The following is a 23,995-nucleotide window of genomic DNA, read 5'->3' on the forward strand; positions in this document are numbered from 1 at the left end:
TTCGATGGACGGCAACTCGCTGGTCGGGCGGCAGCACGAGAGCAGGACGCTGACCGGTGTGGTGAACACGGTTCGCGGCGGCGACAGCCAGGTGCTGGTCGTCCGGGGTGAGGCCGGCATCGGCAAGACCGCTCTGCTCGATCGGCTGACGGCCGCCGCCACCGGCTGCCGGATCGCGCGGGCGGCCGGCGTCGAATCCGAGATGGAACTGCCGTTCGCCGCCCTGCACCAACTCTGCGGCCCTCACCTCGACCGCATCGACGATCTGCCCGAGCGTCAGCGCGAGGCCCTGGGCACGGCCTTCCGGCTGCGCTCGGGCAGCGCGCCCGACCCGTTCGTCGTCGGCCTGGCCACGCTCACCCTGCTGAGCCAGGTCGCCGAGGAACGGCCGCTGATCTGCGTGGTCGACGATGCCCAGTGGCTCGACCAGGCCTCGGCGCAGGCTCTCGAGTTCGTGGCCCGGCGGCTGGCCGCCGAACCGGTGGCGCTGGTCCTGGCCGTCCGCGACGACCTTCTGTTCGACGGGCTTCCCGCGATGGTCGTGCGCGGGCTGGGCGACGACGAGGCGGCCGCCCTGCTCGACTCCGCGCCGGGCGGGCTCGACCCGCGGGTCCGCGAGCGGATTCTGGCCGAGTGCCGCGGCAACCCGTTGGCGCTGCTGGAGCTGCCGCGCGGGCTGTCCCGGGCCGAACTGGCCTTCGGAGGCGCGACCGACGCCGAGGCCACCCCGCTGGCGCACCGCCTCGAGCGGGAGTTCCTGCGCCAGCTCACCCCGTTGCCGGTCAGCACGCGGCGCCTGCTGCTGGTGGCCGCGGCCGAACCGGTCGGCGACGCCGGCCTGTTGTGGCTGGCCGCGGCCCGGCTCGGCATCGGCGCCGGGGCGGCGGTCGACGCCGAGCGGACCGGCCTGGTCTCGTTCCGCGATCAGGTGCGGTTCCGGCATCCGCTCGTGCGCTCGGCGGTCTACCGGTCGGCCGGGCTGGCCGAGCGGCGCGAGACCCACCGGGTGCTCGCCGAGAGCACCGACCCCCGCGCCGACCCCGACCGCCGGGCCTGGCACCGCGCCCGGGCCGCGGTCGGCCCGGACGAGGAGGTGGCGGCCGAGCTGGAACGCTGCGCGGCCCGGGCGGCCACCCACGGCGGGATAGCCGCCGCGGCCGCCTTCCTCGACCAGGCAGCCGCGCTGACCCCCGACCCGGCCCGGCGGGTGCGGCGCTCGCTGGACGCGGCTCAGGCCAAGGCGCACGCGGGCGCTTTCCCGGACGCCCTCGCCGTGCTGGCGATGACCGAGGCGGGGTCGCTCTCCCCGGCCGAGCAGGCCCGGGTCGAGCTGCTGCGGGCACAGATCTCCTTCACCAGCGACCGGGGCAACGTGGCGCTGCCGCTGCTGTTGCGCGCCGCGGAACGACTGCAACCGTTCAATCCGCAGCTGGCCCGTGACACCTACCTGGACGCGATGTCGGCCGCGTTGTTCGCCGGCCGCTTCGCCGCCGGGACCCGGGCCGGAAAGGTCGCCGCGGCCGTCCGCGCCGCCGCCGCGCGGCAGAACCGGGACAACCGGAAGGAACGCAAGAACGACGTGCTGCTCGACGGGCTGGCGACCCTGTTCACGGACGGCTACCCGGCGGCAGCGCCGGTCCTGCACCGCGCGGTGCACGCCTTCGCCACCGACGAGCTGACCATGGAGGAGGCGCTGCGGTCGGCGTGGCTGTCGGTCGCCACCGCCTCCGCGCTGTGGAACGACGCCGACTGGGATGCGATCACCCGCCGCCATCTGAGCATCGCCCGCTCGTCCGGCGCGCTCAGCGCCCTGCCGCTGGCCCTCGACACCCGCACGGTCGTCCAGTTGTTCACCGGCGACCTCGCCGCGGCGGCGGCCCTCGTCGAGGAGAGAAGGTCGGTCGCCGAGGCGACCCGGAGCAGCCTTTCCCCGTACGGCGAGATCGGCCTTCTCGCCGTACGCGGTCAGGCCGACCGGGTCGAGCCGATGATCCGTGCCTGCCTGGCCGACGTGACCGAACGGGGTGAAGGTGTCGGCGTCAACCTGAGCCAGTGGGCCCGCGCCGTGCTCTGCAACGGCCTCGGCCGCTACCCGGAGGCCGTGGCCGCTGCCCGCGAGGCAGCGGCCGACCCGCGCGAGCTCGGCCTGCCGCAATGGGCGCTGGCCGAGCTGATCGAGGCCGCGGTGCACAGCGGGGACACTGCTGCCGCGACAACCGCCCTGAACCAGCTCTCCCCCATGGCGCGGGCCAGCGGCACCGACTGGGCGCTGGGCGTCGAGGCCAGCCGCCGCGCCCTGGTCGAGGGCGGGGCCGGCGCCGACGACCGGCATCGTGAGGCGATCGAGCGGCTCGACCGCACACTGATGGGCCTCGAGGCCGCCCGCGCCCGCCTGCTCTACGGCGAGTGGCTGCGCCGCGAGGGTCGCCGGGTCGACGCCCGGGTGCAGCTGCGCGCGGCCCACGAAGCGTTCCACCGGATGGGCGCGGACGCGTTCGCCGGTCGTACGGCCCGGGAACTCCAAGCCACCGGCGAGACCATCCGCCGGCGCACGGTCGAGGCCCCCGGCAAGCTCACCGCGCAGGAGGCGCACATCGCCCGCCTGGCCTCCGAGGGCCTGACCAACCCGGAGATCGGCGCCGCCCTCTACATCAGCCCGCGCACGGTCGAGTGGCACCTGCGCCGCATCTATTCGAAGCTCGGCGTCGGCAACCGCCGCCGCCTGCGCCAGACCCTCGCGGGTTAGCTAGCGCAAGAGCACCTCGCGGAGCTGGCGGCGGGAGCTGATGCCGAGCTTGGCGAAGACCTTGCGCATGTGCCATTCGACGGTCCGCGCGCTCAGGAACAGCTTCGCGCCGATCTCCGGATTGGACATGCCCTCGCGGGCCATCTGCGCGATCTGTGCTTCCTGCGTGGTCATCTCCTCGCGGAGCTGGGCCTGACGGAGCGGGGCCGCCCCGGCCGCCAGCAGCTCGCGGCGGGCCCGCTCGGCGAACCCGGTCAGACCCATCGCGGTGAACATCTCGTACGCCCGGGCCAGTTCGGTTCCGGCGTCCGCGCGACGCCCCGCCCGGCCCAGCCACTCGCCGTGCAGCAGGTGGGCCCGGGCCAGCGCGGGCCGGGCCCGGGCGCGGCTGAGCAGGGCAATGGCCCGGCCGAAGTCGGCGCTGTCGTGGCTCAGTTGCGCCCGCGAGACGGCGGCCAGGCCGAGGGCCCAGTCGGTGCCGCTCGCCTCGGCCCGGCTGGTCAGTTCGCGCAGCGCCTGCTCGGCGAGGTCGTCGCGGCCGCAGCGGACGGCCGCCTCGACCAGTTCGGGCAGGGCCTGGTTGCGGGCCGTCGTCTCGCCCGGCGCCGCGCATGCCCGCTGGGCCGCCTCCAGCGCCTCGTCGTGGCGGCCGAGCCCGTTGCCGAGCACCGACCGGGCGACGTCGGCCGGGGCGCTGCCGCCCTCGATCAGATTGCGGGAGCGGCCGTCACGGCCCTGCCAACCGGCGAGGACGGCTGCCGCGTAAGGAGTCTCGCCCACCCCGGTGGCCGCGCGCACCGACCGGGCCTCCTCGATCAGCGAGGCCGCCGCGGCGAGTTCACCGCACAGCACCAGGGTCGCGGCGCGGAAGTTGAGCGCGGGCGGCAGTTCGCTCAGCGCGCCCGTGGTGCGGGCCGCTCGCAGATGCCGGTCGGACAGGGCGTCCATGTCCTGGTCGGACCACAGCCCCAGCGCCAGCCACGCACCCTGCCCGAGCTCCCGCGCCGACGGCTCCCCGGCGTGCAGTGCGGCCAGCGCCCCGCGAACTGCCGGCGCCGCCACCTCGTAGTCGTCGCCGGTGATCGTCACGAACGCCTCCAGCAGCAGGCCGTCCGCGCCCTCGGACCGGCTCGGGGCGGCGCGGGCGGAACGGGCCACCTCGGCCAGGCCCGGACCGTGCCGGCGGCCCGTCGGGGACTGCGCCGCCACGAGAGCGTCAAGATAGGTCTGCCGGGACAAACCCGGGTCCAGCGGTCGCAGACGTCCGGCCGCTGCCAGCAACAACGGCACCGCGTTCCCGGCGCGCGAGACGAAGGCCAGGTGGGCGCTCAGCAGGTCGACGCGGGCCCGTTGGAGCGGGTCGGCCGGACCCGAGACGGCCAGCACCAGCAGCCGGCGCGCCTGGTCGAAGGCGCCCGCACGCAGGCCGGCGAAGGCGGCGTCGAGAGCTCGCCGGACCTGGTCCGCCGGGTCCGGCGTGAGCTCGGTGGAGCGGCTCAGGAAGGCCGCCGCCGCGGCCAGCCCGCCCCGGGCCCCGGCCCGGCCGGCCGACCGTTCGAGATCAGCCGCCACCTGCTCGTCCGGTTCCTCCGCGGCACGAGCGCGGTGCCAAGCCCGCCTGTCCGGATCGGCCCCGGCGTCGGTGGCGTCGGCCAGGGCGGCATGCACCCGGTTGCGGTCGTTCAGATCGGCGTAGCGATAGGCGGCCGAACGGATCAGCGGGTGCGCGAAAACGATCCGGCGGTGCACCTCGATCAGGCCTTCGTCGACGGCGACGGCCAGCGCGGCCGGATCGGCGCCGAGCAGCCGGGCGGCCCGGTCGAGCAGCGCCGGATCGCCCAGCGGGTCAGCCGCGGCGGCGAGGATCAGCAGGCGGGTGGCGGGCGGCAACTGTCGCAGCCGGCGGCCGTAGCTCTGCTCTATCCGGCCGGCCACCGACCGGCTGCCGGGCAGTCCGAAGCCGCCGGCCAGGTCGGTGGGGCTCCACGTGCGGGGCAGTTCGAGCAGGGCGAGCGGGTTGCCGTGGCTCTCGGCGACGATCTGGCCGAGGACGGCCACGTCCATGTAGCCGGGGACCGTCCGCAGCAGCAGGGCCCGCGCGTCGGCGTCGCTCAACCCGCGCACCCACACCGTCGGCAGACCCGCGTAGACGTCGTCGCCGCTCTCGCGCGTGGCGCCCACCAGGCCGACGGCGTCGGTCTCGATACGCCGGGCCACGAACGACAGGACGTAGGCGGAGGCGCTGTCGAGCCACTGGACGTCGTCGATCAGGGCGAGCACGGGCTGGCCGGCGGCCGCCTCGGCGAGCAGATTGAGGGTGGCCAGCCCGACCATCAGCCGGTCGGGCGGCGCGCCGGCTGCCAGCCCGAAGACCACGCCGAGGGCATCGCGTTGCGGGGCGGGCAGGCTGTCGAGGTGGACGAGCAGAGGGGCGCAGAGCTGGTGCAGTCCGCCGTACGGCATCTCCTGTTCGGACTCGACGCCGGCCACCGGGAGCACGAGACACTTGTGGGCGCGCTCGGCGACGTACGCCAGCAACGTGCTCTTGCCGCTGCCCTCTTCCCCGCGCACCATGAGCACCCGGCCGCGGCCGCCGGTGACGTCTTCGAGGACGCGGTCGAGAGCGGCGCACTCCGCTTGGCGGCCGAGCAGAACAGCCATCTCGCCTCCCGCCGCGGCGATCGTGTCCGGGGATCGTAACTCCGGATCAGGTCCCAGCTGTGTGCCTGCCGTCACAGGATTGCCGGGCTGGTTATGATCGCCCTGCCGGCTGCCGAGGGGGGCTCGTCGTGGTTGCCGCTCTGATGGACCGTGAGACCGAACGGGACTCGCTGGACCGGCTGCTCGACACCGTCCGGTCCGCGCGCAGTCAGGCCCTGATCGTCCGGGGTGATCCCGGTGTCGGCAAGACGGCGCTCCTGGGCTACCTGACCGGCCGCGCCCACGAGTTCCAGGTGCTGCCGGTCTCGGGCGTGCAGTCCCAGATGGAGCTCCCGTACGCCGCCCTGCACCTGCTCGTCGAGCCGATCCGGCACCGCCTCGACGAGATACCGGCGCCGCAGCGCACCGCCCTGCGCACCGCGCTCGGCCTCAGCCCGGGCCCGGCCCCCGACCGTTTCCTCGTCGGACTGGCCCTGCTCACGCTGCTCTCCGAGGCGGCCGGGGACCGCCCGCTGATCTGCGTGATCGACGACGAGCAGTGGCTCGACCAGGCGTCGGCGCAGGCGCTCGGGTTCGTGGCGCGACGGCTCGCGGCCGACCCGGTCGGTCTCGTCTTCGGCGCCCGGGAACCGAGCGCCCACCTGGCCGGGCTGCCCGTCCTCGAGATCGGCGGCCTCGACTCGGCGTACGCGCGGGAACTGCTCGACGCCGGCCTCGCCGGGCCACTCGACGACCAGGTGCGCGACCTGATCGTCACCGAGGCCCAGGGGAACCCGCTGGCGCTGCTGGAACTGCCGCGCAGCATGACCACGGCCGACTTCGCGGGCGGCTTCGGGCTACCGGCGGTGCCGTCGATCTCCGTACGGTTGGAGGAAGGCTTTCTGCGCCGGATGGAAGCGCTGCCCGCGCCGGCGCGACGCCTGCTGCAACTGGCAGCGGCCGACCCCTCCGGCGACCCGGTGCTCGTGCACCGCGCGGCCCGGCGTCTCGGGATCCCGCCTCAGGCCGCGGTTCCGGCCGCCGAGGCGCAACTGCTGGAGTTCAACGAACGGGTCCACTTCCGCCACCCGCTGGTGCGTTCGGTGGCCTACCGGTCGGCGTCCGAGCCCGCCCGGCGCGAGATGCACGCGGCCCTGGCCGAGGTGACCGACGCGGTGTCCGACCCCGACCGGAGGGCCTGGCACCGGGCCCAGTCGGTCTCCGGCGCCGACGAGCACGTAGCGGCCGAACTGGAACGCTCGGCCGAACGGGCGCAGTCGCGGGGCGGGCTGGCCGCCGCCGCTGCCTTCCGCGAGACGTCGGTGCGCCTGACCCCCGACCCGGCCCGGCACGCCGAACGGGCGCTGGCCGCGGCCGCGGTCACCATGGCCTCGGGCGCCTTCGGCCGGGCGGTGGAACTGCTCGACACGGCCACCGCGGGCCCGCTGACGCCGTTCGCCGCCGCGCAGGCCGACCAGTTGCGCGCCCGCCTCACCTTCGTGGCCGGCGTGGGCGAGGACGCGCTGGCCGTGCTGATCCGGTCGGCCGAGAGGCTCACGCCGCTCGACCCCGGCCTGGCCCGGGTGAGCTATCTGGAGGCGATCCGGGCCGCGTCGTTCGCCGGGCGGATGACCGGGCCGGGGTCGATGCTCGAGATTGCGCGAGCGGCCCAGGCCCTGCCCCCGGCGGCCGAACCGGGCCCGGTCGACAGGCTGCTCGACGCGCTCGCCACGGTCTTCACCGACAGCCCGGCCGCGGCCGCGCCCGCCCTGCGACAGGTCGCCCGCGAGTTCGCGACCAGCGAGCTGACCCGCGAGGACGGGCTCGCGTTCGGCTGGCTGGCGTGTGCCGTCATCTGGGACGACGACGCGGCTTACGAGATCAACGCCCGGCAGGTAGCTGTCTCCCGGGCGACCGGCGCGCTCGATCAGCTGCCTCTCGATCTGGTGGCCCTGGCCCTGTCCGAGGCTTGGCGCGGCGACTTCGTCGCGGCCGCCGGCCACATGGCCGAGACCGCGGCCATCTGCGAGATCACCGGCAGCCAGATGCCGCCGTCCACCTCCGCGTTCCTGGCCGCGCTGCGCGGCGACCCGGCCGAGCTGGCCCCGCTCAACGAGGCGCTCCACGCCGTCGCCGGCTTCGGGCAGCAGTCGCAGGCCACGTACGCCCACTGGGTCAGCGCCGTGCTCGAGAGCGGCCACGGGCGGCACGCCGACGCCTACGCCGAAGCCCGGCTCGCCGTCGACGACGACCACGTGCTCGTCTCCACCTGGGCCCTGCCGCAGCTGATCGAGGCCGCGGTGAAGGTCGGCAACCGCGACGTCGCCGCCCAGGCCCTCCGGAAGCTGACGGCCACCACCCACGACGGCACGGATTTCGGGCGCGGCCAGGAGGCTCTCGGGCACGCGTTGATCGACGACAGCGTCCCGCGCTACCGGGAGGCGATCGAGCTGTTCGGCCGGGCCGGCATCCGCACCGAGCAGGCCCGGGCCCACCTGCTGCTCGGCGAATGGCTGCGCCGCGACGGCCGCCTCGACGAGGCCCGGTCCGAGCTTCGCACCGCCCGCGAGATGTTCGAGGCAATGGGCATGGCCGCCTACGCCGACCGGGCCCCGCCGCGAGCTGATGGCGACCGGCGAGCGGGCGGTCCGCCGCCGGAACGTCGCCCCGGCCGCGCTGACCGCCCGCGAGTCCCTGATCGCGTGGCTGGCCGCCGAGGGTCTGAGCAACCCCGAGATCGGGGCCCAGCTGTTCCTCAGCGCCCGCACCGTGGAATGGCACCTGGGCAAGGTCTTCGGCAAGCTCGGCGCGACCTCCCGCACCGAGCTCGCCGAGAAGCTACCGGCCCGCCCCTGACGGGTTCAGTCCGTACGCGGGCCGGCCCGGCCGGGGACGATCAAGCCGGTTTCGTACGCGGTCACGACCACCTGGGCCCGGCTGGAGAGGGCGAGCTTCGACATCAGGCGGGCCAGATGGGTCTTCACCGTCGCCTCGCTCACGACCAGCGCCGCGGCGATCGCGGCGTTCGTGCGGCCGGTGCCGACCAGGCGCAGGATCTCGGTCTCGCGGGCGGTGAGCGGCGTGAGCTGCGGCCCGGACCGGACGGGTGGCACGAACGCTTCGACCAGGCGCCGGGTCACGCTCGGCGTCAACAGGGTGTCACCCTCGGCCACCGTACGGATGGCGGCCAGCAGCCGCTCGGGCGGAGTCTCCTTGAGCAGGAAGCCGCTCGCGCCCGCCCGCAGCGCGGCGTAGATGTACTCGTCGAGGTCGAACGTGGTGAGCACCAGCACCCGGGGCGCCGGCGGGTTCCCGGCGACGATGCGGGCCGTGGCCGCGACACCGTCGATGTCCGGCATCCGGATGTCCATGAGCACCACCTGCGGCCGCAGCCGCGCGGCGAGCTCGATGGCTTGCCGGCCGCCGGCCGCCTCGCCGACCACCTCGAAACCCGGCGCCGCCCGGATCAGGGCGGACAGCCCCGCCCGTACGAGGATCTGGTCGTCGACGACGAGCACGCTGGTCATCGGGCCCGGTCGTCTCCCTCCCCACCCCCGTCACCTGCGGGAAGCGGCAGGGTCAGCCGGACTTCGAAGCCCCCGCCCGGCCGGGGCGCAGCCGCGAGCGTACCGCCGTAGAGCAAGGCTCGTTCCCTCATGCCGATCAATCCCTGCCCGCCGGCCGTGCGGTCGGCCGGGGCGCGGGCGCCGTCATCGCGTACGGTCACCTCGACCCGCTCCCTGCCGTAGCTCACCGCGATCGCGGCGGCCGCGGGCACGGCGTGTTTGAGCACGTTGGTCAGGCTCTCCTGCACGATCCGGTAGACGCACAGGTCGAGCCCCGAGGGCAGCACCCGCGGCTCGCCGGTCACCCGCACGTCGACCGGCACCCCGGCGGCGCGTACCCGCTCGGCCAGCGCCAGCAGCCCTGGCAGCCCCGGCGCCGGCGCGTCACCGTCGGGCTCCTCGCCCGCCCGCAGCAGCGACAGCACCCGCCGCATCTCACCGAGGGCCTCGCCGCTGGTCGACAGCACCGTCGACATCGCGGCCTCGGCGGTCGCCGGGTCGGCCCGCAGCACGTAGCGGGCCAGCCCGGCCTGCACGGCGACCACCGACATGTGATGGGCCACCACGTCGTGCAGCTCGCGGGCGATGCGCAGCCTCTCCTCGGTGACCGCCTGCCGGGCCCGCGCCTCGTGGGCCACCGCGAGTTGCCGGGCGCTGTCGCCCGCCTTCGCGATGACCGCGGGCACAGCCAGCCCGGTCAGCAGCACCCCGGCCGGTGAGGCGAAACCCGTCGTCAAGCCGGTGACGATCCAGATGACGGGGCATCCGGCCAGGAACAACGCGGTGATCCAGCGCGGCTGGGTCGCGGCCACGGTGTACATCGCCAGCAGGACGCCGTACGTGCTGACGACCGGGTTGTAGCCGAGCAGGATCTGCCACACCCAGAAGCTGTAGCAGGTGACCAGCACGGCCACCGGCGCCCGGCGGCGGAGGACGACCGGCAGCGTGGCCAGCGCCGAGAGCACCATCGCGGGCAGGTCGAACGGCCGCCAGCGGCCCAGCTCGTCGTCGAGGCCCTGCAGGATGCAGACCGCCGCCAGCGCGACCGCGAGAGCGGCGTCCACAACCGCGGGCCACCAGCGGGCACGCCACCACATCCGCGCACCATAGCCGCGTCGCGGAGCCGCGTCGTCAACCCAGCGTGGTAGCCGGCTTTCATACCGGTGCGGCACGACAGCACGGCCGGGCCGGTCCATAGTCGGCAGACATGAGAAGACTCGTGCTCGTACCTCTGATCGTTCTCGTGTCGATGCTGGGCTTCGCCCCGCCGGCGCATGCGGCCACTGTGGTCGGCCCGCTTCGCACCAACTGCCGGGTCGACGGCAAGCTCGTGCTGTTCTGGGCGTACGCGAACTACCCGACCAGCAACTACTCGACGTTCACGGTGCACCGCGTGGCCTGGAGCACCGAGCCGTCCTTCCGGCCGTCGCGGGTGGTGATCAGCGTCCGCAAGGCCAACGGCGACGGCGAGGTGGTGCGGATCTGGGGCGGGACCGCGACCAGCCTGCGCGACGTCGGCGCCACCGGTGACACGGGAGCGCCGTGGGGAACGAAACGCTACTCGACCACGTCGTACGTGGGCATCTTCGCCCGGTTCTACCTCAACGGGAGCCAGAACTGCGTCACGCCGGTGATCAACGTTCAGCCCTGACGTAGGGCGGTCGGCATCCTGGGTAACCGGGGGCGGCTTGCCTACCGAGGAGAGAACATGACCAGCGACGTCGTCGACATTCTGACCAGCGACCACCGGGACGTCACCGCCCTGATCGGCGAGATCTGGACGATCCGCGACCCGCTGATGCGGCGGGACCTGACCGACACGGCGATCAGCGAGCTCGTGCGGCACGCCGTCGCCGAGGAGATGTACGTCTACCCGGCGATGAAGAAGTACCTGCCGGACGGCGAGAAGGCCGTGGAACACGACGTCGAGGAGCACAAGGAGCTCGAGGAGGCGATGAAGAGCCTCCCCGACCCGCCCGCACCCGGGCGCTCCCAACAACGAGCTGTTCCACAAGCTCGTCGGCCCGGGGGTGGGCCTGGTCGACCGCCTGCGCGACAAGCTCACCGGCCGGGCCACGAAGTAGCAGTCAGCCGGCCAGGTCCATGCGGCCCCGCCAGCCGTCGAGGACCTGGCCGGGATCGGCGCCGAGGACGTCGGACAGCAGCATCGCGTAGACGTCGCGGAAGTCCGTCGTGAACTTCAGGTCGCCGTCGTCGAGGTCGGTCAGGCTCGGGGACTCCCCGTGCAGGCCGCCCTCGATGCCGTCGCCGAGCAGGAACATCGGCGACGCTGTGCCGTGGTCGGTGCCGTCGGAGGCGTTGGCCCGCACCCGGCGGCCGAATTCCGAGTAGACGGCGACGACCACGCCCTTACCGGTCATGCGCGTGGCGAAAGCGGCCAGCGCCTTGTCGAGCTTGGCCAGCAGCGTCCTCTGGGCGTCCTTGCCGTCGGCGTGCAGGTCGAAGCCGCCCAGCGACACCGAGTAGACGCGGGTGGCCACGTTCGCCTCGACGCAGCGGGCGACGAGGGCCAGTTGCTGGTCGAGCGGCGGCGCGGCCCCGCCGGTCGCGGTGGCCGGGGTCTCGGCGTCGTCCTCGTCGTCGAGGGGCGCCGAGGCGATCAGGTCGCGGACGCGGCCGAGGTCGGCGAAGCAGGCGGCCGCCCGAGCCAGGGCGGGCGACTCCCCCGCAACCGGCGCACCGATGCCCGCCAGCAGGCCCGGGGTCACGCCGGCGGGCAGCTTGAGGTCGCCGCCCGGCACGGTCGCGCCGGCGCTGGTGGCGCCGGCCAGCAGGGGCGGTAGCACGGGTTCGAACGAGATCGCCAGCCGCGGGTCGCCGCCCACCGAGTCGAGCCACCGGCCCAGCCAGCCCGTGGTGCCGGGACGGCTGGGCTGGGCGGTCTGCCAGATGTCCATCGACCGGAAGTGGCTGCGGTTCGGCTTCGGGTAGCCGACCCCGCGGACGACCGCCAGCCGTCCCTCCCCGAACAGCTTGTGCAGGCCCGGCAGCCCGGGGTTGAGAGCTTCGCCCTCCCCCAGGTCGAGCAGCTCCTCCGGCTGATAGGCGAAGTCGGGCCGGGCGGTGGCATAGGCCGGGTCCGCGTACGGGATGACGGTGTTCAGTCCGTCGTTCCCTCCGTACAGCGTGACCAGCACGAGCGTCTTCGCCGCGGTGTCGCGGTCGCCCGCGGTGGCAAGGATCTCGCGTACGCCCAGCGTGGTCGCCGCCGCAGCCGCAGTCACACCGCTGGCAACCAGAAACCGCCGCCTGGTGATGGTGTCCATGTCGTTCCTCCTCAATGCACGGCGTATTCGGGGCTGGCCAGGCCGAGAGCGAGCAGTCGCCGCGGGTCCTTGGTGGCCGTCAGCGCCGCGTGGGTGCGGTCACTCCAGCTGTCCACGGCGAGCAGGGTCGCCAAGGCCTGCGTCCGGTCAGAGCCGGTGAGGCCGTCGACGTCGGCCCGCGCGGCCAGCTTCTGGCCGGCGCGCAGGCGGGTCAGCGTGGACGAGGTGGTGAGCCAGGCCGCGCCCTCGGGCCATCCGCCGACCGACGGCGGCCGCAGCGGCATCTGCCCCAGCGCCCGCAGGATCGGCTCGGCGCCGTCGGGTTCCAGGCCCAACTGGCGTACGGCGCCGATGAGCCACTCGACGGGCTGCTTCACCAGAGTGCCGGCGGTGGCGGCGAACCCGGGCGTCGTGCAGATGGCCTTGAGGAGAGCCGTCGTGTCGCGCCCGGTGACAGCCGGGGCCGGGCCGGGGCCGCCGTAGCGCGCCCACAGCCGGCCCACGACGAACGGCAGGTGTGCTTCTTGTCGGACGATCAGATCGGCATACGAATCCAGATCGCCGACCGTGCCGCCGAGCAACTCGACAGCCTGACTGTCGTGTCGCCGCGCCACCAGGCGGGCTCGGCCCGTGGCCCGGTCCACCTGCCAGCCGGTCAGCGCCCGGGCGCCGGCCTTCACGTCGTCCTCGCTGTACGCGCCGACGCCGAGCGTGAAGAGCTCCATGACCTCACGGGACAGGTTCTCGTTGGGCGCTTTCCGGGTGTTCTTCTGACCGTCCAGCCACAGGATGAGGGCGGGGTCGCGCAGCATCGCGCGCACGAGCGGGCCGGTGGGCCCCGTCCCGTAGCGGCGGAAGGTCTGTTGCTGCCCGAGCATGAGGTGAGCCGAACGCACCTTCTGCGCGCTGGTCGCCCAGTGCCCGTGCCAGAAGAAGGTCAGCTTCTCGGCCGCGGTCCGGTCGGCGACCATCCGCCCCAGCCACCAGCGAACCAGGGTGGCGAGCTGCTCACGCTGCTGCTTGCGAACGGCCTGGCGTTCCGCACGGCTGTCACCGGGTGCCGGTTGGGCACCGAGGTCGGGCGGCTGCGGCAGGGCGGCCGGGGTCAGCAGCCGTTCGAGCGTGGCGTCGTAGCCGGCTCGAACGGCCGCGTCGACCTCGGCCGCGGTGGGCCCGAAGGTGAGCCGCCGCAGCAGATGCGTCACCAGGCGTCGATCGGTCATGCCGCGACGCTAGGCGGCTGGTGTAAGCGTTCGGTAAGGGCCGGATACGCGGTTTGTACAGGCGGCAGCTCTCACCCGAGCGAACGAACGCGCGCTCGAAACACCCGGAACGATCGCGCGCGATCGGAACGGCCAGGACCAACACGCTCGAAACAGCCGGAACGATCGTCCGCGAACGAAACGGCCAGGACCAACACGCTCGAAATAGCCGGAACCTGTTCGGGGCGGCTGGGACCAAGGGCCTCAGGCGGCCTGGAAGGAGCGGCGGGACAGGCCGAGGGAGTAGCCCTCGAGCTTGGTGACCACGGGGGCGGTCGGGTCGGCGGCGGCGCCCAGGGCGACGAACAGCGGCGTGAAGTGCTCGACCGTCGGGTGCGAGTAGGGCATGCCGGGGGCCGCGCTGCGGAAGCGGGCCAGTTCGGCCACATCGCCGCGGTCGAGGGCCTCGGCGGCCCAGGCGTCGAAGTCGGCCGACCAGCCGGGCACCTTGTTGTCCACGAACTGCTCGCGGGTCAGGAACGGCAGGCCGTGGGTCATGTGGCCCGAGCCGACCACCAGCACGCCCTGTTCGCGCAGCGGGCGCAGCCGCGCTCCGAGGGCCAGCAGCTGGTCCGGGTCGTCGGTGGGCAGGCTGAGCTGGAGCACCGGCACGTCGGCGAGCGGATACATGATCTTCAGCGGGACCCAGGCGCCGTGGTCGAGGCCGCGCCGGTTGTGCTGGTGTGCGCGCTCGCCGTCCGGCATCATCGCCGCGACCTGCTGGGCCAGCGGGGCGGCGTCGGGGGTGTCGTAGCGGAACGTGTAGTAGAGCGGGTCGAAGCCGCCGAAGTCGTAGACCAGCTCGGCGGGCCGGGTGGCGCTCAGCGAGAGCGGCGCCGATTCCCAGTGGGCGCTGACGACGAGGATCGCCTTGGGCTTGGGCAGGGCACGGGCCCAGCGGCGCAGCGGGTTGAGCCACTCGGGGTTCTCGAACGGCATCGGGCCGCCGCCGTGGCTGACGTAGAGGCTGGGCAGCGGCCCGTCCTCGGGGGTCCAGGCGCGGTGCGGGTCTGCGGCCTCGGACTCGACCGCCCTGCGCACGTGCTGGGCGAACGGGTGGGCGGCCGGGATGCGGGCATCGGCCGTAGCGGTGGTGCTGGACATGCGTACTCCCGGCGTTTAGTTGAAGCTACAAGCTCCATCAAAGATACGCCGGAAACTTGATTCGTCAAATAACTGTTGCCGACGGCACGCTCAGCTGGCAACGAAGGACCGCCGTCGGGGCTCGGTGGACGAAGGACCGCCGTCGCGGCTCGACGGACGAAGAGCCGCCGTATGGACGAAGGGCCGCCGTCGCGGCTCGATGGACGAAGGGCCGCCCCCTCAGAGTCAGACCCTGCAGCGGCGGCCCGGGCCTCGGGGCTCAGTAGACGAAGGGCCACCCCGCTGAGTCGTAGCCGATCAGGTTGACGCCGAGGTACGACGTGCCGCTGTCGGCGTAGTAGTGGTAGAAGAGCACGTCAGCGTCGGCGTCGGTGATGACCGTCTGATGGCCGGGACCGTGGATGCTGCCGTGCCCGGCCAGCACCTGGGTGCCGCCGCCCGAGGTCAGGGCGACCCCGTTGCGGTCGGTGAACGGACCGTTCGGGCTGGTCGAGCGGCCCACCATGACCCGGTAGGTGCTGGACGCCCCGCGGCAGCAGAGGTCGAACGACACCCACAGGTAGTAGTAGGAGCCGTGCCGCACCAGCTTCGGCGCTTCGATCGCGCCGCCGCCGCGACCGGCCAGGCTGCGGATCGTCGTGCCGGAGCGCTTGCCGGTGGCGGCGTCGAGCGGGATCTGCTTGATGCCCGACCAGAACGAGCCGAAGTTCAGCCACCACCGGCCGGCCGCGTCGACGGTCAGGTTGGGGTCGATGGCGTTGTAGTTGTCGGCGCTGAACGACTCGATGACCAGGCCCTGGTGGGCCCAGCTGCCCGAGGCGCCGGTGGTGCTGGTGGCCAGGAAGATCGCCGAACGGTTGGAGCCGAACGTCGAGGCCGAGTAGTAGAGGTAGTAACGGCCGTTGCGGTACGAGATGTCGGGCGCCCACAGGTTGCGGCTGCCGCCGGTGTAGGCGGTCGTCCAGGCGGCGCCGTTCGGGAAGACCGTGCCGGCCGCGCGGAACGCCGTGCGGTCGGCCGAGGTCGACAGCGGCAGGTTGTCGCCGGTCTGGGCCACGATGTAGCCGCCGCTGGGCGTTTTCACGACGGACGGGTCGTGCGTGCGGGTGGCGCCGGTGACCACGCCCGGGTTGGGGTACTGCCCCGGCGGCGTGGTCGGGGTCGCCGCGGCGACGACCGGCCCGGCGTTGACCGCGGCGTGGGCGTTGAGCGTCACGGCCGCGGCGGTGACGGTGGCGACCGTGAGGACTCCGGCCACCGCGAGGGTACGAAACATGATTGTCCTTCGATCGGGGTCACGCCCGCACCGCGGTGGAACGGGCGGGCGCAACCGGTCGGATGGATCGGCGGGGCGCGAGCAGGCTGCGCGCCGGGCCGGTCAGGCGGTGATGGACCACTGCTGGCAGGCGTTGCCGAGGGCGCCCCACTGGCGCACGACGACCCCGTCGGCGGTCCCGCAGCTCTCCGCGTCGAGCACGAGGCCGTTGCCGCGGTTGGCGATCAGATAGCGGCCGTCGACCGGGGTGACGCTCCACTCCTGGCAGACGTTGCCGAGCGAGCTCCACAGATCGAGGGCCGTCCCGTTGGCCGCCCCGCAGTTCACCGAGTCGAGCACCTTGCCGCTGTTCACGTTCGTGATCCGGTAGCTGCCGTCGGCGTTCCAGCTGACCTTCTTGATCCGGGTGGTGCGGGTGCCGCCGCAGCCCTGGGCCGTGCTCTCGTTGGCGTGGTGGACCAGCCAGGTCTCAGTGCCGTCGGGTGAGGTGAAGAAGCCCTGGCCGCCGGGACCGTAGACGCCGTTGGCGTCGCTGCGCTGGAAGATCGGCGTGCTCTTCTTGGTCCACGACGAGGCGGCGAGCGGGTTGCTGCCGGTGAGGGTCAGCAGGCCGAGCTTGTAGTCGGGGGTGTTGCACGAGCTGGCCGAGAACGTCAGGTACGTGACGCCGTTGCGCTGCACCACGTACGGCGCTTCCTCGGTGTTGCCGCCCTGCTTCTCCCAGTCGTACGTGGGGTAGGAGATTCTCGTCCCGTACGCCGCGGACGTCCACGGGTTGGTCAGGCGCGCGACGAACAGGCTCTGCAGGTCACCCACCCACGACGAGTAGAAGAAGTAGTTCTGGCCGCCGATGGTGGCGACGCTGCCGTCGATGGCCCAGCCGTTGTTCGCCTGCACGTCCAGCCGACCCTTGTAGGCGTACGGACCCGTCGAATCGCTGCCCGAGCTCTCGAGCACATGGGAGCGTTGCCCGTCGCAGCAGGCGGGAGTGCCGGCGCTGTAGTAGAGATACCAGCGGGCGCCGTTGGGCCCGGTCAACTTGTGCAGCGAGGGCGCCCACACGTTGCAGCAGTTGGTCGGGCCGCTTCCGGTGTGGACGACGGACTCGGTGGCGCCCGGCAGCGCGGCCACCGAGCGGGCGCGCTTGATGACGATCTGCGAGTTCCAGGTCGTGGCAGCCAGGTAGTACCAGCCGTTGCCGTAACCCATCCAGGGGTCGGCGCCGTAGGGCGCGGCCGCCAGCGGGTTGGTGAACGAGATGGCGGCCTGACCACTGGGCGCCCGCACGACGACGACTGCCGCCATGAGGAGCAGAGCGAGGACCGCGCGGAGGCACGTCTTCATGGTGGCCAATGGTGAACGTTAACATAGACACATGTCAACCTCCGAGGCGACTCCGCCGGTGAGAACCATTCGGAGCCGACCTCGGGAGCCTTCCGCGTCAGTGGTGGTGGCCGTTGCGGCCCAGCGTCTTCTCGGGGGTCGCGCCGGGGCGGGTCCACTGCGGCACCGGCCGGCTCGTCTCGTCCCCGGTGGCGTTGCCGTCGGCGTCGCTCCGCCAGTACCAGCACGGCTGGTGGCCCTCGGGCCAGCCTTCGGGATTGTCCTGCCAGGCCTCGCGGCGCCCGTACGGCGTCATGTCGAGCAGGGCGAACGACCCGTTGAAGAGCTCGGTGCCCCGGCCGGTTGTGGAGTAGGTGAGGAACACCCGGTCGCCGTCGCGCAGATACACGCTGAGGTAACCCATGTCGCCGCCGGCCGGGCCGTCCACGCCGCGCACCGAATACCAGGGCTGGGTGTAGCCCATGAACGCGGTGAAGGCGGCCACCTCGTCCCACACGCCCGTGGTGACGACGGCGAACGAGACACCACGGGCATGGAGATAGACCGCGTCCTTGAGGTTCCACGCCGCGTTCGTGCAGCCCTCGCACTGACCCTGGTGCGGAGCCCCGTCGTACCACATGTGCTTGTAGACGATGAGCTCGTCGCGGCCCTGGAACAGGCTGAGGAACGGCACCGGACCATCGGGGCCGGTGACCTCGACCGTGCCGTCGAACTCCACCATCGGCAGCCGGCGGCGGGCCGCGGCGATGGCGTCGCCCTCCCGGGTGTGCGCCTTCTCGCGCAGCAACAGCTCGTCGCGCGCGGCCTGCCACGTGGCCTGGTCGACCACGGGCGGGCGGCCGGGATGCGAGGTCGTCATGAGTGTCCTCCGTAGCGTCTACGACAGTCACCCGATCAGACTCGCGGCCCGGCCGGAACTCATCGGTTCAGGGCCGGGGTGTTCCGTCGCCGTACTCCTCCACCCAGCCGTCGAGACACTCGTCCGGCAGCAGGAACCAGCGCAGCTTCTCGAACCCGGCCGGCAGCTTGGCTCCCGCGCCGTCGGCCGGCGCCGGGCGGCTCGCGAGCACGGACCGGGCCTCGGTCAGGTGGGACGGCAGGACGTCCTCGCCGAGCTGGGACGGCGCCACCGGTCTGGTCACCGTGCCGTCGGTGTGCAGCTTCAGGTCATTCAGCCGGGGCAGCACCCGGACGGCGCCGGCGTGACGCCACTGACCGGTGCGCGGGTCGAAGCGGTAGTCCGGCAGCAGGCGGGCGCCGTGCTCGGCGATCAGGGACACCGCCTCGATCACGTAGTCGGCCAGCTCGTCCGACCAGAAGTACAGGAAGTTCAGGCGGGACCAGCCGGGCTTGATGCCCTCCCAGCCGTCCTGGATCTCGTGCTCGAAGCGGTGCGAGAGCTCGGTGCTGATGCCCAGCAGGCGGTGGCCGTACGGGCCGGCGCACGAGCAACCGCCGCGGGCCTGGATGCCGAACAGGTCGTTGAGCAGCGTGACCACGTAGTTGTGGTGCAGGTAGCGGTCGCCCGAGCGCAGCTGGAACGAGACGATCGGCAGGCGGTCGGCCTCCCGGTCGCCGAGGATCTGGATGCGGTCGTCGGCGGCCCAGCGGTCACGGGCGCGCAGCCACAGGCGGCGCTCCTGCGACGCGATCACCTCGGCGCCGACCGCCTCCTTGACCCCGAAGACCAGACCGGCTCGGATCGACTCGACGATGGCGGGGGTGCCGCCCTCTTCGCGGGCGACCGGGTCGTCCAGGTAGCGGTGGGTGTCGGGGTCGACGAACGCCACGGTTCCGCCGCCGGGGACGGTGGGCACCCGGTTGACCAGCAGGTGCCTGCCGACCACGAGAACACCTGGGGTCTGCGGGCCGCCCGGGAACTTGTGCGGGGACAGGAAGACAGCATCCTTGCCGGCCATGGTGATCGGCAGATACGGGCCGCCGGCGGCGTAGTCCCAGACCGACAGGGCGCCGTGCTCACGCAGCAGCGCCGACACCGCCGCCACGTCGGTGAGCAGGCCGGTCACGTTCGAGGCGGCGCTGAAGCTGCCGATCCGCAGGGGCCTTTCCGCGAACGACCGCAGGGCTTCCCGCAGTTCGCCGAGGTCGGGCCGGCCGCTGCCGTCGCTGCCGATCTCGACCACGTCGGCGATCGACTCGCGCCAGGGCAGGACGTTGGAGTGGTGCTCGTACGGGCCCACGAAGACCACCGGGCGCTCGGCGGCCGGGATCCGGGCGCTCCAGCCGTACCGGTCGTCGAGGTTCTCGGGCACGCGAAGCCCGAGCGTGGCGACGAGCTTGTTGACCGCTGTCGTCGACCCGGACCCGCAGAACAGCACGACGTCGTCGGGGCCGGCCCCGACCGAGCGGTGGATGAGCTCGCGGGCCTGCTCGCGCAACGCTCCCGTCCGGGCGCCGGTCGCCGACGCCTCGGTGTGGGTGTTCGCGTAGCCGGTCAGAACGGTGTCGCGGATGAAGTCCTCGACAAAGTCGAGCGCCTGCCCGGAGGCGGTCTGGTCGGCGTACGTGACTCGTCGCGGCCCGAACGGGCCGTCGATGACCGCGCCCGTGCCGATCGAACCCTCGCGCAGCCGTCGCAGGATCGGTGTGTCCATGGTCCCCTCCGCGTTTTGTCGCACGCGGCGGCGGATCTCGCGCACCGATGCGACGTCGCCCCAGGGTGCCGTCCGGCCGGGGCGGTTGTCACGCGGTGAGTGGGAAATGCGACATGCCACTCATCACACTCAACCCACTCGGCACCCTGACAACCTGTCCGGCCGACCCGCCGGTCCGGGCGCCCGGCCGAGCCTAGCCTGAGCTCATGCCGTACGTCGCCGCCCGGGACGGCCGCCAGCAGCGCGGTCCGACCAACCGGGCCCCCAGCGTCCCCGATCGCCTCGATGACCTGCACGGCCACAGCGTCGGCCTGCTCGAGTTGCCGAAACACATGGCCTCCGGGCATCGCAGCCGCCGCCTGCTCGACCTCGAGGACCCGGCCCAGCAGCGGCAGGCCTACCAGACCGTGCTGTGCCAGGCCGCCGACTGCTGCGAGATCAACGACCTGCTCAACCCGGGTGTGCTGCGCCGCATCTGGCGCCACCTGCATCTGCCGGCCAAGGTGCGGTCCGAGTGGGAGGCCCGGCACCCCTCGCTGGCCCAGCCGGCACTGGCCGCCGAGCAGGCGCCCGCGGTCGATGCCGCCGAACTCGCGGCGGCCCGCCTGCGTCAGCGCACCGGGCGACGTACGCGGGTCGACCGCCTCACCGCGGCCCAGATGATCGGCGCCCGGACAGCCTCGGCTCGCTGACGAAGTCAGCCCGGCCGCAACAGTCGCGCGTAGTCGCTGCTGTGCAGCGGGCCGCCGGTCAGGTTGCCGTCGGCCCGCGGCACCTGCAGCGGCCGCCCGTCCCGGGTGAACACCACCGAGCCCACGTCCGGGCGGGCCGTCATCGTGCACACGACCTGCCCGTAGGCCAGGATCTCGTCGTTGCGGGCGTTGCCCTCGTCGGCGTCGGGGAACTCGACGGTCACCTCGGCCCCCGCGAGGACCCGGCCGGTCAGGACCACGCCGCTCAGCGCCGTGCCCAGCCCGGCTGACCTCTCCTCGGGCGTCGGCCCCGCGGCCAGGCTCTCGAGCTGCGCCTGGACGGTGGGGTAGGCCGGCGTACGCCGCACGGTCTGCACCAACCGGCCGTCGCGCACCAGGCAGAGCACCTGCGCCACCTCGCCCACCGCCACCGCCGGACCCGCGCCGGGACTGGTCAGCGGGTGCCGCGGCAGGTCGACGCCGTGCGGCTCGTCCTGGGCGCGCACGCCGCAGCCGCCGAGCAGCACGACGGCCACCGTCATGGTCGTCCAGGCCCGCCGCATTCTCGAATGATGCCTCGCGACCGGCCGGGGGCCGGGCTCCGTCATGGAACTGTCATATTGCCGGGAAGGTTCCGCAAACCTTGAGGGGCAATGTGGAGGCATGACGGTCACCGGTCTGGTCACCGCCGTCCTCGTGGGCGGCGTGCTCGGCGTCGCCGGGCACCTGCTGACGAGGGCCGGTCGCCGGGTGCCCTTCTGGCTCCCTCCCACGGTGGGCGTGGGGATGGCGGTGTTCGCCACGACCGTCGCGCGGATCGCCGCCGACCTGCCCTCAGGGTTCAGCCCGGCCGAGCTGGGCCTCCAGGGGCTCTTCGGCGGGGCCGGGGTCGCCGCTGTGGTGACCACCGCCGACCGCCGTACGCCCGAGAAGGAGGGCATCCGATGACCGATGTACGCGACGCCACCGACACCGCTGTCGTCACGCCGCTCGGCGACCTCGACGCCGATGCCGTCGAGCTGCTGCGCCAGTCGCTGGCCGAGGCGGTCCGCGACCATCGGCACGTCATCGTCGACCTGCACGCCGCCCCGACCATCGACTCGGCCGGCCTGAGCATGCTGGTCCGGGCGTACAACGAGGCCAAGAGCCACGGCGGCACCCTCTCGCTGGCCGCGCCGTCCCGGTACGTCGTGACGGTGCTGCACACCATGAAGCTGCACCAGGTGTTCCCGCTGTACGCGGACGTCGGCGCCGCCCTCAGCGCATAGGCAGGTCGATCCGGAACCGCGCGCCGCCACCGGGCCGGTCACCGAGGGAGGCCTTGCCGCCGTGGGCCGCGGCGTGTTCGGCCACGATGGCCAGGCCCAGGCCGGTGCCGTCGCCGCCGCCGCGCGCGTTGGCGGACGGCCCCCGCACGAAGCGGTCGAAGATCGTGGCGCGGGCCTCGTCCGGCACTCCCGGGCCCGCGTCGTCCACCTCCAGAAAACCGGGCCCCACGCGTACGGCCACCGGCCCTCCGCCGTAGCGGACCGCATTGTCCAGCAGGTTGCCCAGGGCCTGCTCGACCCGTCGCCGGTCGACGTGCCAGTCCACGGGCGTGCCGGGGTCGGTGTGCAGCAGGTCGCCGGGCAGGTTCCGGGAGTTCAGCACCCGGGCCACGAGCAGCCCGATGTCGGCCTCCTCGAGGTGGACCGGCTGGTCGCTGCGGGCCAGCTCGAGCAGGTCGTCGACGAGCGCCTGGAAGCGGGCGACCTCGTCGGCGATCAGCCCGACCGCCGCCGCCGACCGCTCGTCGAGGCTCTCGCGGCGCCGGTTGAGCACGCTGACCGCGGCGGCGAGGGTCTGCAGCGGGGAGCGCAGCTCGTGGCTGACGTCGGCGGCGAACCGGCGGTCCCGCTGGAGCCGGCGCGACAGCTCGTCCGCCATGTGGTTGAACGACGACGTGAGCCGGGCCAGGTCGGGCTCGGCGTCGGGATCGAGCCGGGTGTCGAAGTCGCCCTCGGCGATGCCGCTGGCCGCCTCGGCCACCGCCGCCAGCGGGCGCAGGGCGTGCCGCGTGACGTACCAGCCGACCGCCGCCCCGCCGGCCGACACCATGATCGCCACGGCGGTCAGCACGAGCGCCAGCAGTTGCAGCGTCCGTTCCAGCTCGGCCAGCGACACGATCTCGTAGAACACCGCGTCGCCCTGCACGGGCACGGCCACGACCAGCGCCGCCTCGCGGTCGCGGCGGATCCGCTGGGCGCCCGCCTCGCCGCTCGCGGCCATCTCCTGCAGGGCCGTGGGCACGGCGTTGCTCGCCGCCGGGCCGGCGCTGCGCGAGTACCACTGACCCCCGCGCTGGAGCAGCACGTAGCGGTCGGCGCCGATGTCGAGCGACTGCAGCAGCTCCCCCACCTCCGGGCTGCTGCCGCCCAGCCCGGCGTTGACGGCCGCCGCGTCGAAGTAGGTGGCCCGCACGGCCGCCCGCTCGCGCTCGCGGAACAGGGTGTTGCTGATCAACTCGTACGAGACGAAGGTGACGCCCGCCGACAGGGCCAGGGCGCCCACGGCGAACGCGGCGCTGACCCGGGTACGCAGCCCGGCCCGCCTCACGGCTGGAGCTTGTAGCCCAGACCGCGCACGGTCACCAGGTGCCGCGGCTTGCCCGCGCTGTCCTCGATCTTGTGGCGGAGCCGGCCGACGTGGACGTCGACCAGGCGCTCGTCGCCGATCTCGTACTCCCAGACCCGGCTCAGCAGCTGCTGGCGCGAGAGCACCTGACCCGGGTGCTCGGCCAGCTCGCAGAGCAGGCGGAACTCCGTACGGGTGACCGCGACCGGCTCGCCGTGCAGGCGCACCTCGCCCGCCTCGGGCCGGATCTCGAGGTCGCCGAAGGTGAGCACGGTGACCGCGGGGGTTGCCGACGCGGACCGGCCCCGCCGGCGCAACGCCCGCAGCCGGGCCGCCAGCTCTTTCACGGCGACCGGTTTGACCACGTAGTCGTCGGCGCCGGCCTCGAGCCCGGCCACGATGTCATGGGTGTCGTCGCGGGCGCTGACCACGATGATCGGCACGTCGTCGGTGCGCCGCAGCTGCCGGATGCATTCGAAGCCGTCCATGCCGGGCAGCATCAGGTCGACCAGCACCGCGTCGGCCGGCTGCCGGCGCTGCATCTCGAGCCCCTCCTCGGCGGTGGGCACGGCGTGGGTCTGGTAGCCCTCGTCCTCCAGAGCCATGGCCAGCGACAGCCGGATCCGGTCGTCATCCTCGATCAACAGCACGGCACTCATAACCGCATGATGCCGCGCCCGGCACGCTCCGACACGGTTGAGCGGCGAATCCCCGGTTTCGTCACGCAACCGTCACATGCCCGGAGGGATACCGCCATCGGCCACGAGCAGCATCGATCCCGGGAACCAACCCTCCCCCACAAGGCCCGCGCCCCGCCGCCGGTTCGGTGGACGGGGCGTGGGCTTTCAGG

At 73.2% G+C, this 23,995-nt stretch carries 19 protein-coding genes and 1 pseudogene; 7 read left to right on the forward strand and 13 right to left on the reverse strand.

Annotated elements, in window-relative coordinates; translation table 11 throughout:
• Positions 1–4: 4 nt before the first annotated feature.
• Positions 5–2,746: a helix-turn-helix transcriptional regulator gene (locus tag KXC43_RS02260; RefSeq protein ID WP_221374155.1), complete on the forward strand. Its 2,742-nt coding sequence runs from the start codon at positions 5–7 to the stop codon at positions 2,744–2,746.
• Here the strand turns inward: KXC43_RS02260 and KXC43_RS02265 are convergent, their stop codons facing one another.
• A complete protein-coding gene (locus KXC43_RS02265) occupies positions 2,747–5,407 on the reverse strand; it encodes a helix-turn-helix transcriptional regulator (RefSeq protein WP_221374156.1) in 2,661 nt (886 codons plus the stop codon). It lies immediately after the preceding gene.
• A gap of 143 nt (positions 5,408–5,550) precedes the next feature.
• Between KXC43_RS02265 and KXC43_RS50455 the strand changes: the two are divergent.
• Positions 5,551–6,000: pseudogene (locus KXC43_RS50455) on the forward strand (ATP-binding protein); the annotation flags it as partial.
• 2,247 nt (positions 6,001–8,247) lie between these two features.
• Here the strand turns inward: KXC43_RS50455 and KXC43_RS02275 are convergent.
• Positions 8,248–8,913 carry a response regulator gene (locus KXC43_RS02275; RefSeq protein ID WP_221374730.1) on the reverse strand — a complete coding sequence of 222 codons (666 nt, stop codon included), beginning with the start codon at positions 8,911–8,913 and terminating at the stop codon, positions 8,248–8,250.
• A complete protein-coding gene (locus KXC43_RS02280; RefSeq protein WP_221374157.1) occupies positions 8,910–10,049 on the reverse strand; it encodes a sensor histidine kinase in 1,140 nt (379 codons plus the stop codon). The genes KXC43_RS02275 and KXC43_RS02280 overlap by 4 nt, the downstream gene beginning before the upstream one ends.
• A gap of 110 nt (positions 10,050–10,159) precedes the next feature.
• On the opposite strand from KXC43_RS02280, the gene KXC43_RS02285 reads away from it, so the two are divergent.
• Positions 10,160–10,603 carry a hypothetical protein gene (locus tag KXC43_RS02285; RefSeq protein WP_221374158.1) on the forward strand — a complete coding sequence of 148 codons (444 nt, stop codon included), beginning with the start codon at positions 10,160–10,162 and terminating at the stop codon, positions 10,601–10,603.
• A gap of 57 nt (positions 10,604–10,660) precedes the next feature.
• Positions 10,661–11,149, forward strand: a complete 489-nt coding sequence (locus KXC43_RS02290; RefSeq protein ID WP_255643316.1) for a hemerythrin domain-containing protein — start codon at positions 10,661–10,663, stop codon at positions 11,147–11,149.
• Here the strand turns inward: KXC43_RS02290 and KXC43_RS02295 are convergent.
• From KXC43_RS02295 to KXC43_RS02325, 7 genes are all read right to left on the reverse strand, one after another.
• Positions 11,040–12,239, reverse strand: coding sequence for a DUF1501 domain-containing protein (locus KXC43_RS02295; RefSeq protein WP_221374159.1), 1,200 nt, complete (start codon positions 12,237–12,239; stop codon positions 11,040–11,042). The two genes, KXC43_RS02290 and KXC43_RS02295, sit on opposite strands and share 110 nt — an antisense overlap.
• A gap of 11 nt (positions 12,240–12,250) precedes the next feature.
• Positions 12,251–13,462 carry a DUF1800 domain-containing protein gene (locus KXC43_RS02300; protein WP_221374160.1) on the reverse strand — a complete coding sequence of 404 codons (1,212 nt, stop codon included), beginning with the start codon at positions 13,460–13,462 and terminating at the stop codon, positions 12,251–12,253.
• A 243-nt stretch (positions 13,463–13,705) separates the two neighbouring features.
• Complete coding sequence (locus tag KXC43_RS02305; RefSeq protein ID WP_221374161.1) at positions 13,706–14,605, reverse strand: dioxygenase family protein; 900 nt, start codon at positions 14,603–14,605, stop codon at positions 13,706–13,708.
• A 259-nt stretch (positions 14,606–14,864) separates the two neighbouring features.
• A complete protein-coding gene (locus tag KXC43_RS02310; protein WP_221374162.1) occupies positions 14,865–15,881 on the reverse strand; it encodes an arabinan endo-1,5-alpha-L-arabinosidase in 1,017 nt (338 codons plus the stop codon).
• A 102-nt stretch (positions 15,882–15,983) separates the two neighbouring features.
• A complete protein-coding gene (locus KXC43_RS02315; RefSeq protein ID WP_221374163.1) occupies positions 15,984–17,225 on the reverse strand; it encodes a family 43 glycosylhydrolase in 1,242 nt (413 codons plus the stop codon).
• 97 nt (positions 17,226–17,322) lie between these two features.
• Positions 17,323–18,084: a DUF899 domain-containing protein gene (locus tag KXC43_RS02320; RefSeq protein WP_221374164.1), complete on the reverse strand. Its 762-nt coding sequence runs from the start codon at positions 18,082–18,084 to the stop codon at positions 17,323–17,325.
• Between the two features lie 67 nt (positions 18,085–18,151).
• Positions 18,152–19,840, reverse strand: coding sequence for an aminotransferase class V-fold PLP-dependent enzyme (locus KXC43_RS02325; protein WP_221374165.1), 1,689 nt, complete (start codon positions 19,838–19,840; stop codon positions 18,152–18,154).
• Positions 19,841–20,046: 206 nt separating this feature from the next.
• On the opposite strand from KXC43_RS02325, the gene KXC43_RS02330 reads away from it, so the two are divergent.
• Positions 20,047–20,532 carry a hypothetical protein gene (locus KXC43_RS02330; protein WP_221374166.1) on the forward strand — a complete coding sequence of 162 codons (486 nt, stop codon included), beginning with the start codon at positions 20,047–20,049 and terminating at the stop codon, positions 20,530–20,532.
• Positions 20,533–20,537: 5 nt separating this feature from the next.
• Here the strand turns inward: KXC43_RS02330 and KXC43_RS02335 are convergent, their stop codons facing one another.
• Positions 20,538–21,095: a GerMN domain-containing protein gene (locus KXC43_RS02335; RefSeq protein WP_221374167.1), complete on the reverse strand. Its 558-nt coding sequence runs from the start codon at positions 21,093–21,095 to the stop codon at positions 20,538–20,540.
• A 100-nt stretch (positions 21,096–21,195) separates the two neighbouring features.
• On the opposite strand from KXC43_RS02335, the gene KXC43_RS02340 reads away from it, so the two are divergent.
• Both KXC43_RS02340 and KXC43_RS02345 read left to right on the forward strand, forming a co-directional pair.
• Positions 21,196–21,480 (forward strand): hypothetical protein, encoded by a 285-nt coding sequence (locus KXC43_RS02340; protein ID WP_221374168.1) that lies wholly within the window; start codon positions 21,196–21,198, stop codon positions 21,478–21,480.
• On the forward strand, positions 21,477–21,800 hold the full coding sequence (locus tag KXC43_RS02345) for an STAS domain-containing protein (protein ID WP_221374169.1): 324 nt from the start codon (positions 21,477–21,479) through the stop codon (positions 21,798–21,800). Before KXC43_RS02340 ends, KXC43_RS02345 begins: the two co-directional genes overlap by 4 nt.
• Here KXC43_RS02345 and KXC43_RS02350 read toward each other — a convergent pair.
• Together KXC43_RS02350 and KXC43_RS02355 are read right to left on the reverse strand one after the other, a co-directional pair.
• The gene (locus tag KXC43_RS02350; protein WP_221374170.1) at positions 21,790–23,127 is read right to left on the reverse strand and encodes a sensor histidine kinase; all 1,338 of its coding nucleotides are present in this window, start codon (positions 23,125–23,127) and stop codon (positions 21,790–21,792) included. The genes KXC43_RS02345 and KXC43_RS02350 overlap by 11 nt on opposite strands.
• Positions 23,124–23,804, reverse strand: coding sequence for a response regulator transcription factor (locus tag KXC43_RS02355; RefSeq protein ID WP_221374171.1), 681 nt, complete (start codon positions 23,802–23,804; stop codon positions 23,124–23,126). The genes KXC43_RS02350 and KXC43_RS02355 overlap by 4 nt, the downstream gene beginning before the upstream one ends.
• Between the last annotated feature and the right edge of the window lie 191 nt (positions 23,805–23,995).

Source organism: Paractinoplanes polyasparticus (genome assembly GCF_019710575.1).
In the GTDB taxonomy this organism is placed as follows: domain Bacteria; phylum Actinomycetota; class Actinomycetes; order Mycobacteriales; family Micromonosporaceae; genus Actinoplanes; species Actinoplanes polyasparticus.

Bases quoted from the DNA above. Each gene is read 5' to 3' on its own strand.
- KXC43_RS02260 (WP_221374155.1), top strand. From the start codon at position 5: ATGGACGGCAACTCGCTGGTCGGGCGGCAGCACGAGAGCAGGACGCTG.
- KXC43_RS02265 (WP_221374156.1), bottom strand. From the start codon at position 5,407: ATGGCTGTTCTGCTCGGCCGCCAAGCGGAGTGCGCCGCTCTCGACCGC.
- KXC43_RS02275 (WP_221374730.1), bottom strand. From the start codon at position 8,913: ATGACCAGCGTGCTCGTCGTCGACGACCAGATCCTCGTACGGGCGGGG.
- KXC43_RS02280 (WP_221374157.1), bottom strand. From the start codon at position 10,049: ATGTGGTGGCGTGCCCGCTGGTGGCCCGCGGTTGTGGACGCCGCTCTC.
- KXC43_RS02285 (WP_221374158.1), top strand. From the start codon at position 10,160: ATGAGAAGACTCGTGCTCGTACCTCTGATCGTTCTCGTGTCGATGCTG.
- KXC43_RS02290 (WP_255643316.1), top strand. From the start codon at position 10,661: ATGACCAGCGACGTCGTCGACATTCTGACCAGCGACCACCGGGACGTC.
- KXC43_RS02295 (WP_221374159.1), bottom strand. From the start codon at position 12,239: ATGGACACCATCACCAGGCGGCGGTTTCTGGTTGCCAGCGGTGTGACT.
- KXC43_RS02300 (WP_221374160.1), bottom strand. From the start codon at position 13,462: ATGACCGATCGACGCCTGGTGACGCATCTGCTGCGGCGGCTCACCTTC.
- KXC43_RS02305 (WP_221374161.1), bottom strand. From the start codon at position 14,605: ATGTCCAGCACCACCGCTACGGCCGATGCCCGCATCCCGGCCGCCCAC.
- KXC43_RS02310 (WP_221374162.1), bottom strand. From the start codon at position 15,881: ATGTTTCGTACCCTCGCGGTGGCCGGAGTCCTCACGGTCGCCACCGTC.
- KXC43_RS02315 (WP_221374163.1), bottom strand. From the start codon at position 17,225: ATGAAGACGTGCCTCCGCGCGGTCCTCGCTCTGCTCCTCATGGCGGCA.
- KXC43_RS02320 (WP_221374164.1), bottom strand. From the start codon at position 18,084: ATGACGACCTCGCATCCCGGCCGCCCGCCCGTGGTCGACCAGGCCACG.
- KXC43_RS02325 (WP_221374165.1), bottom strand. From the start codon at position 19,840: ATGGACACACCGATCCTGCGACGGCTGCGCGAGGGTTCGATCGGCACG.
- KXC43_RS02330 (WP_221374166.1), top strand. From the start codon at position 20,047: ATGCCGTACGTCGCCGCCCGGGACGGCCGCCAGCAGCGCGGTCCGACC.
- KXC43_RS02335 (WP_221374167.1), bottom strand. From the start codon at position 21,095: ATGCGGCGGGCCTGGACGACCATGACGGTGGCCGTCGTGCTGCTCGGC.
- KXC43_RS02340 (WP_221374168.1), top strand. From the start codon at position 21,196: ATGACGGTCACCGGTCTGGTCACCGCCGTCCTCGTGGGCGGCGTGCTC.
- KXC43_RS02345 (WP_221374169.1), top strand. From the start codon at position 21,477: ATGACCGATGTACGCGACGCCACCGACACCGCTGTCGTCACGCCGCTC.
- KXC43_RS02355 (WP_221374171.1), bottom strand. From the start codon at position 23,804: ATGAGTGCCGTGCTGTTGATCGAGGATGACGACCGGATCCGGCTGTCG.